This window comes from Methylohalomonas lacus (assembly GCF_024808875.1).
GTDB classification, from domain to species: Bacteria; Pseudomonadota; Gammaproteobacteria; order Methylohalomonadales; family Methylohalomonadaceae; genus Methylohalomonas; species Methylohalomonas lacus.
Window position 1 is genome coordinate 252,212 of record NZ_JANUCT010000001.1, and the last position, 6,791, is coordinate 259,002.

Annotated in this window: 5 protein-coding genes; 4 read left to right on the plus strand and 1 reads right to left on the minus strand. The window is 60.7% G+C overall.

What is annotated here, in order from left to right; genetic code table 11:
* Positions 1 to 71 precede the first annotated feature (71 nt).
* From J2T55_RS01265 to J2T55_RS01280, 4 genes are all read left to right on the plus strand, one after another.
* Positions 72 to 1,001: a M23 family metallopeptidase gene (locus J2T55_RS01265; RefSeq protein WP_259053723.1), complete on the plus strand. Its 930-nt coding sequence runs from the start codon at positions 72 to 74 to the stop codon at positions 999 to 1,001.
* 95 nt (positions 1,002 to 1,096) lie between these two features.
* Entirely contained in the window at positions 1,097 to 3,886 is a 2,790-nt protein-coding gene (secA, locus tag J2T55_RS01270) for a preprotein translocase subunit SecA (RefSeq protein WP_259053724.1), read from the plus strand.
* Positions 3,887 to 3,923: 37 nt separating this feature from the next.
* On the plus strand, positions 3,924 to 5,135 hold the full coding sequence (argJ, locus tag J2T55_RS01275) for a bifunctional glutamate N-acetyltransferase/amino-acid acetyltransferase ArgJ (RefSeq protein ID WP_259053725.1): 1,212 nt from the start codon (positions 3,924 to 3,926) through the stop codon (positions 5,133 to 5,135).
* An 80-nt stretch (positions 5,136 to 5,215) separates the two neighbouring features.
* Positions 5,216 to 6,199 carry a Nudix family hydrolase gene (locus tag J2T55_RS01280; protein ID WP_259053726.1) on the plus strand — a complete coding sequence of 328 codons (984 nt, stop codon included), beginning with the start codon at positions 5,216 to 5,218 and terminating at the stop codon, positions 6,197 to 6,199.
* 181 nt (positions 6,200 to 6,380) lie between these two features.
* Here the strand turns inward: J2T55_RS01280 and J2T55_RS01285 are convergent.
* On the minus strand, positions 6,381 to 6,791 hold a 411-nt coding region (locus J2T55_RS01285; protein WP_259053727.1), incomplete at its 5' end, for a transposase.

The window sequence follows — 6,791 nt, forward strand, 5'->3', positions numbered from 1 at the left end:
AGCCTTAAATAATGCTTGTTTAACGCCCACGTGGCACAACAAAACGGGCGCTAACAATAGCAATCAGCCTTATGCAATTTATCATAGTCAATAATCGGCACGGTAAAAGTGCGGCACTTCGCCTAAACCTGCTGACCGGTGTGTTGTTGGTCAGCCTGGTGCTCGGCATTGGCGGTAGCCTGTTTGTCGGTGGCATTTATTTTGCCCAGGCCCATAGCGAGGATGCGCTGACCCGTCTGTATGGTGCCGCCGGGCTGGCGTGGCATCGGGAAGTTCGCGAGCAGCGGGCCACCATTAACAATGCCCGTGACAATGCCCATCAGCAACTGGATGCGTTGGCCGCGCGCGTCAGCAAATTGCAGGGGCACGTCCTGCGGCTGGATGCCCTGGGCGAGCGGCTGGCCGGCATGGCCGGGCTTGAGGGCTTTGAATTTGGTCCGGACAATCCGCCCGGCATGGGTGGGCCGGAGCCCAGCGATTACCAGGAAATGCAGCCAGACGATTTCATTACTGCGCTGGACAAGCTGTCCAGCGACCTCGACGAGCGAGCCGACAAGCTGCAGGCTATTGAGCAGTTATTGCTGACCCGGGATCTGCGCGAGCAGATTCTGCCAGCCGGTACCCCGGTCGAGGGCGGCTGGGTCTCGTCCTGGTTTGGCATGCGTACCAACCCGATTTCCGGTCGCCGGGAGATGCACGAAGGCATCGATTTCGCCGGTCGACCGGGCTCGCCCGTCCATGCCGCCGGTGGCGGTGTGGTAACCTGGTCGGGGATTCGCGGTGGCTATGGTAATATGGTCGAAATAAGTCACGGCGACGGCTATACCACCCGTTATGCGCACAACAAGGAAAACCTGGTCCACGTGGGTCAGCGGGTGGAAAAAGGCGATGCCATTGCCCTGATGGGGTCGACCGGGCGCTCAACCGGCACCCATGTGCATTTTGAAGTCATGCAGGATGGCAAGGTCGTCAATCCCAAGAATTTTATATCTGTCAATTAATCCAACTTTATCTCTTCCTCCGGCAGCTTGCCTGCTCCTGATGCGCAGGGTCTGCATGTGCCGTCTGCAGGATTGATGGTTACACGGAACACGCCATGATCAGCGGCTTTTTAAAGAAAATCGTCGGCAGTCGTAATGACCGACTACTGCGACGCAACCAGAAACGCGTTGCCCAGATCAACGCCCTGGAAAGCGAGTATCAGGCGCTCGACGACGCGGCCCTGTGCGCCAAGACCGATGAATTTCGCCAGCGCTACCAGGATGGTGCCAAGCTGGAAGATCTGTTGCCCGAAGCTTTTGCGGTCGTTCGCGAAGCCAGCCAGCGGGTGCTGGGCATGCGGCATTTCGACGTTCAGCTTATCGGCGGTATGGTGCTGCATCAGGGCACGATCGCCGAAATGCGCACCGGTGAGGGCAAGACACTGGTGGCAACCCTGCCGGCCTATCTCAACGCCTTGACCGGCGAAGGCGTCCATATCATCACCGTCAATGACTATCTGGCACAGCGTGATGCGGCCTGGATGGGCAAGATTTACGAGTTTCTCGGCCTGTCGGTGGGCGTGATCGTTGCCGGCCTCAAGTCCGATGAACGCCGTGCCGCCTATGCCGCCGATATTACTTACGGTACAAACAATGAATACGGCTTTGATTATCTGCGTGACAACATGGCCAAGGCGGCCGAGGATCGTGTCCAGCGGTCACTGAATTACGCCATCGTCGACGAGGTCGACTCGATCCTCATTGACGAGGCGCGCACGCCGCTCATCATCTCCGGTGCGGTCGATGACAAAACCGATCTCTACCAGAAGATGAATGAGCTGGTGCCAAAACTGACGCGCCAGCCGCCGAAGGAAAACGCGGAAGATGAAGAGCCGCCGGGTGACTACAGCATCGATGAAAAATCCAAGCAGGTGTTCCTGACCGAGGCCGGTCATGAAAAGGTGGAACAGCTGCTGACCGACGCCGGGATTATCGAGCCCGGCCAGAGTCTCTATGACGCCGTGAATATCGGCGTGTTTCATCACCTGAATGCATCTCTGCGCGCGCATGCGCTGTTTCAGCGCGACGTCGAATATATCGTTCAGGACAACCAGATCGTCATCGTTGACGAATTCACCGGCCGTACCATGCCGGGACGGCGCTGGTCCGATGGTCTGCACCAGGCGGTCGAAGCCAAGGAAGGTGTGCCCATCCAGAGCGAGAACCAGACGCTCGCCTCTATCACTTATCAGAACTATTTCCGGCTCTACAACAAGCTCTCCGGAATGACCGGTACGGCCGATACCGAGGCCTACGAGTTCCAGACCATTTACGGTCTTGAAGTTATTGTTGTGCCGACGCACAAACCGATGATACGCGATGATCGCGGTGACCTAGTCTATCTGACGGCCAAGGAAAAATACGACGCGATCATCGCTGACATCAAGGACTGCCAGCAGCGCGGCCAGCCGGCGCTGGTCGGCACCACCTCGATCGAGGTCTCTGAGTACCTGTCCGGGCTGTTGAAGAAGGAAAACATCCAGCATCAGGTGCTGAATGCCAAGTTCCACGAGCGTGAGGCCGAGATTATTGCCCAGGCTGGCCGTCCCGGTACTGTTACCATCGCCACCAACATGGCCGGCCGCGGTACGGATATCGTGCTTGGCGGCAATCCCGATGCCGAGGTCGAAGCCCTGAGTGACCCCGACGAGGCCACGGTTTCCGAGATCCGCGATCAGTGGCAACAGCGTCACGAGCAGGTGGTTGCCGCCGGTGGTCTGCATATCATCGGTACCGAGCGGCACGAGTCACGGCGTATTGATAACCAGCTGCGCGGTCGCTCGGGCCGCCAGGGTGATCCCGGATCCAGCCGTTTTTACCTGTCGCTGGAAGACAGCCTCATGCGGATCTTCGCCTCCGAACGCGTATCCGGCTGGATGCAGAAGCTGGGCATGGAAGAAGGCGAAGCGATCGAGCACCCTTGGGTGTCACGTGCAATCGAGAATGCCCAGCGCAAGGTCGAGGCGCACAATTTCGATATTCGCAAGCACCTGCTCGAGTTTGACGATGTTGCCAATGACCAGCGCAAGGTGGTTTACGAACAGCGCAATGAACTGCTCGAGGCCGATGACGTTTCCGATAACATCGCCGCGATGCGACACGACGTTTTCAACTCGGTCATCAGTACCTACGTACCGCCCGGCAGCATGGATGAGCAATGGGACATCGCCGGATTGACCGAAGCGCTGGAACGCGAATTTGGCCTGCAACTGCCCATCGCGGACTGGCTGGAAGAAGACAAGAACCTGCATGAAGAAGGCCTGCGGGAGAGAATCATGCAGGCGGTGGATGACGCCGCCGTGGAAAAGGAACAGTCCATCGGTGCGGATCTCATGCGCCGCATCGAGAAGCAGTTGATGCTCGACGTGCTTGACCGCCTCTGGATGGAGCACCTGGCGGCGCTAGACCACCTGCGCCAGGGTATCAACCTGCGCAGTTATGCCGCCAAGAACCCGAAACAGGAATTCAAGAAGGACGCCTTTGCGCTGTTCGTCGAGATGCTGGATAACATCAAGCACGACACCATCAGCATCCTGTCGCGGGTACAGGTGCGGGCCGAAGAGGACGTCGAGGCTGCCGAGGCCAGACGGCGCGAGTCGGCCGCACGCATGCAGACCCAGCAACAGCATCCGGATGCGCCCGATGCCCTGCATCCGCCGCAGTCCGCCAGCCCCCCCGCAGGGGGGCAGAGCGCAGCCGGCTCAACGGCAGCCGGTGGCGCTGCAGCTGCCGCCAGCCAACCGGCCGAACCGGTGGTTCGCGAAGGCCGCAAGGTGGGCAGGAACGAGCCTTGTCCCTGTGGCTCCGGCAAGAAGTATAAGCAGTGTCATGGCAAGCTGGCCTGAGTCGGCGTTCGCCTGAACCCGGAAAACTGACGATCTCATGGCGGTTGGACTGCCCGAAAAGCCCCAGCTGGACCCGGTGCCCGGCGTTCGTCTGGCCACAGCGATGGCGGGTATCCGCAAGCCCGGCCGCCGTGATTTGCTGGTTATCGAGGCGGCTCCCGGCAGCCAGGTCGCGGCTGTGTTTACCCGCAACCGTTTCTGTGCCGCGCCGGTTGTCGTCGCCCGTGATCACCTGGCGCAGGCCGCGCCACGCTACTGCCTCGTCAATGCCGGTAATGCCAACGCCGGTACCGGTGCGGCGGGCCTGCAGGCAGCACTGACGAGCTGCCGGTCGCTGGCGAGCCTGGCTGGTTGCGAAGCGCAGGCTGTACTGCCGTTTTCCACCGGCGTCATCGGCGAGCCGTTACCGGTCGAGCGTATCGAGACGGCATTGCCGACGGCGTTCGCAGCGCTCAGCGCTGACGCCTGGCTCGATGCCGCACACGCCATCATGACCACCGATACCCTGCCGAAGGGTTTATCAGTGCATTTTGAAGTCGCCGGCCAGCCGGCCGTGCTGACGGGTATCGTCAAGGGCGCCGGCATGATCCGGCCGGACATGGCCACCATGCTGGCCTTTATCGCCAGCGACGTGAATATAGACAAAAGTACGCTACAGGCCTGCCTGCAACAGGCCGTGGATCGTTCGCTCAACCGCATCACTATCGATGGCGATACCTCGACCAATGATGCCTGTCTGCTGCTGGCCACCGGCGCCAGCGCTGCATGTGTCGAGAGCGAGGCCGCGATCGCCGAGTTCCAGGCGGCCCTGGATCAACTGTGCAGCCATCTGGCCCAGGCGGTGGTGCGCGATGGCGAGGGGGCGACACGGTTCGTAACGGTCACGGTTGCCGGCGGTAGCAATGACGCCGAATGTCTGCGCGTTGCCTACGCGATCGCCGAATCGCCGCTGGTTAAAACGGCCCTGTTCGCGGCCGATCCCAACTGGGGGCGCATACTCGCCGCGGTCGGTCGCAGCGGGCCACAGGATCTGGACATCGATGGCGTGGCCATCTATATCGACGACTATTGCATCGTTCGCGACGGCGGTCGCGCGGCTGACTACCAGGAGGCTGACGTGCAGGCGATCATGGACGGCAGTGAATATACGTTGCGCGTTGACCTTGGGCGTGGCACGGCCTGCGAGACGGTCTGGACCTGTGACCTGTCGCATGACTATGTCCGCATCAACGCGGAGTATCGTACCTGATATCGCGGCTTCCCGCCTGTCACCATTGCCACGTGAGCAAGCGGTTCTGATTATCCGCGTGCTTGCGGAGTCTTTTGCTGATGACCAGTAATGAACTGCATATCGCCGTCGGCGTGATCGTCAACGAACGCGGCGATGTCCTGATCGCGCAACGCCCGTCCGATCGTCACCAGGGCGGACTGTGGGAGTTTCCGGGCGGCAAGGTTGAGGCCGGTGAGAATGTTCGCGAGGCACTCGCCCGTGAACTCGACGAGGAACTGAATCTGGCAATCGACCGGGCGCGGCCGCTGATTCGCATTCATCACGACTATCCCGAATACCCGGTACTGCTTGATGTCTGGCGTATTGATCGCTGGCACGGCGAACCATTCGGTCGCGAAGGTCAGCCGATCAAATGGCAGCCGATCGAGCACCTCGATGTGAGTGCGTTTCCCGCAGCGAACCGGGCGATCATTCATGCCGTGCAGCTGCCAGCGCACTATCTTATCAGTCCTGATATTGCCGGTGACCACCGTGTATTCCTGGAACAGGCAGAGGCCTGCCTGCGCGCCGGCACCCGCCTGTTGCAGCTGCGTTGCCGGCGGCTATCCGCAATCGACTTTCGCGAGCTGGCCACGGCCACGCGCGCGCTTTGTCATCATTACGGTGCCGAGTTGTTGCTGAACGCCAGTCCGGGCGAAGTACTGTCCTGCGGTGCGGACGGCGTGCATCTGCCGAGTGCGCGCCTGTTACAGATGAACGAGCGCCCGCTGGGCAGTGATTATATGGTCGCCGCTTCCTGCCATAACCGCATGGAAGTGGAACATGCCTGTCGCCTGGGACTCGACTTTATCGTCGTGTCACCGGTACAGCCGACTTCCAGTCATCCGGAGGCGACGCCGCTGGGTTGGGACGGCCTGCGCTGGCTGTCCGAATGCGCGACGATACCCGTGTACGCGCTCGGCGGCATGCAGCCGCAGCATCTGCCGCAGGCCTGGGACGGCGGCGCCCAGGGCGTGGCCATGCTGAGTGCGGTGTGGCAGGCAGCCGATCCCGGTGCAGTGGTGAGGGACTGTACTGGTTGATTGGTAACTGGTGAATAGTGAACGGTGATTGGTAGGAGCGGCGACCTCGCCGCGATAAAGGTTCGAATCCCATGCCGTAACCAACCTCCTGTTCGGCCCGGGGTCGGGCCTCCTACGGGAGTGAACGATAGGTAGGAGCGGCGCCCCCGGAGCCTGTAAATAATTCTGTGTAAGTGCCCGTTCAAAGATATTGTGTCACGCGTTCACCGTATTCGATGATAAAGCGATTGAGTGCGGGCTTCCAGTTGCTGATGGGCCGGCTCCAGCGGGCCGAGGCCGACTGGATGGCCAGGTAGATGACCTTCAGCGCCGCGTCGTCATGCGGGTAAATCTTGCGTTTCTTTGTGGCCTGGCGGATGACGCTGTTCAGTGACTCAATCGCATTGGTGGTATAGATGGCCCGGCGGATGTCGGGCGGATAATCGAACAGCGTGCGCAGGTTGGGCCAGTGGCGATACCAGAGTTTGCTGATCGGGGCGTAATGGTCGTCCCAGCGTTCGGCGAACTGCCGCAGTGCCAGCTGCGCCTCGGCCTCGGTGCTGGCGCGGTAGATGCGCTTGAGGTCGGCGGTGACCGCCTTGTAGTCCTTCCA